The following is a 1,834-nucleotide window of genomic DNA, read 5'->3' on the forward strand; positions in this document are numbered from 1 at the left end:
TGTTTATTCCTACGATTAATATGTATTGCATACTAAATATTCCCGTTTTAGTGTAACCAGAATAGTTCTGCTGAATCCGCTCAATACATTTTTGCTGGATTCATGATATTATGTGGATCCAAAGCAGACTTAATGGCTTTCATCAAATGCAGGGCTGCACCATGCTGCACTGGCATCCATTTTATTTTTCCCTGTCCGACACCGTGCTCGCCACTGATGGTTCCACCATATGACAAAGCTCGTTCAGCCAGACGACTCAGAAATCCCTGTATAACAGGAGTTTCTTCCTCTCCTTCACGGAGCATAAGTAAAAGATGGAAATTACCGTCTCCAACATGCCCTATTAAGGGAGCCTTGAGCCCTGTATTCGCGATATCCGTTTCTGTTGCAGAAATACAAGCACTCAGGCATGACAGAGGGACACAGATATCCGTAGGGATCCCCTGGCAACCTTCATAAAAGGCATGGAATGCCCACCACGCATCATGACGTGCTACCCACAGTGCTTCTCTTTCTTCTGGATGAGAAGAAAGCTGTACTTCCCCCCCGTACCTGTGCACATGTTCTTCAAATAACGCAATATTACCTGGCATTGACAGGCTATTAACGTGTAACTCCACAAACAAATGCGGTTTTTCTGATAATCCCAGTTTTGAATAAGCATTACATGCCCGAACTGCGGAAACATTAAGGAGTTCAATACGTGCAATAGGTAGTGCAGATTTCAAGGTGTCTGTCACAGCCCTGACGGCATTCTCTACTGAGTCAAACGCACAAACACCGGAAAGAATAACTTCAGGGAGTGGATGAAGCTTAACGGTTAACTCACTGAAAATGCCTAGTGTGCCTTCCGAACCAACGGCAAGTGAAAGCAGGTCAAGCCCCATAGCTGATTTCACCGCTCTGGATCCTATGTTTGCTATAGACCCGTCAACCATGACAAGACGGGCAGCCCGGACATTCGTTGCCATCGTGCCATAACGCACTGAGTTTGTTCCTGAGGCACGGGTTGCGGCCATACCGCCAATTGAGGCATTTGCACCTGGGTCAACTGAAAAAAACAACCCTGTTCCCCGGAGAGCTTCATTCAATTGTTCGCGCGTGACACCGGGCTGGATTGTCGCGGTCATATCTTCAATGCTGATGTCCGTAATGGCATTCATTTCAGAGCAATCAATGCATATACCTCCTTGCGGGGCATTGATCTGTCCCTCGATCGAGGTCCGGGCACCACTTGGTATCATGGGCAGTCCTTCAACAGAACAGAACGTCACGATATCCACGATATCCTGCTCATTTCGGACGATCACAACCCCATCGGGAGGACTAAGAGTAATTCCCGTCGGAGCTTGGCAGTACTGTTCTCTGAATGTCGGCTCCGTATGAAAATGATCGCCAAATTTTTCCTGTAATTTTTCGATAACTGATATGTTCATTCATTGCCTCCATTGTAAATATAAAATCAGGTCTTTATGGTGGAACTATTCTGGCTTTTTAAACCCTGATGGTTTTCTGGCAGTTCGACCGTCATATTCTGGTCTGCCTGAAATGATCAATTCCAAAAAATAAGGATGTGCATTCTCATCCTCAAGCTGTCGTCCGGATTTAGTGTGTACCTCAATAGCGGAAAAGAGATCAACAAGTCTGTCCTGTATTTGTTCAATTTCCGGCGATTTAAGCGTAACCATTGCACTAAATTTAAATGTCCCATCTATGTCAAAATATTCACTTTTTTCGGGTTTGGACAGGGATTTCTCAGTTTCATAACACATAAATTTGTCTTTAAGATTAATAGATTCTGGGGTCCTTGGCATTCTGAGTGTCGGTGCAAGGC

1 protein-coding gene and 1 pseudogene are annotated in these 1,834 nt (G+C 45.1%); both read right to left on the reverse strand.

What is annotated here, in order from left to right:
- Positions 1-80: 80 nt before the first annotated feature.
- Positions 81-1,436, reverse strand: coding sequence for an FAD-binding oxidoreductase (locus IM284_RS23115; protein ID WP_047955805.1), 1,356 nt, complete (start codon positions 1,434-1,436; stop codon positions 81-83).
- A 45-nt stretch (positions 1,437-1,481) separates the two neighbouring features.
- A pseudogene (locus tag IM284_RS23120) lies at positions 1,482-1,834 on the reverse strand (hypothetical protein); the annotation flags it as partial.

It is taken from the genome of Enterobacter cloacae complex sp. P12RS (assembly GCF_014895875.1).
Taxonomy (GTDB): Bacteria; Pseudomonadota; Gammaproteobacteria; order Enterobacterales; family Enterobacteriaceae; genus Enterobacter; species Enterobacter bugandensis.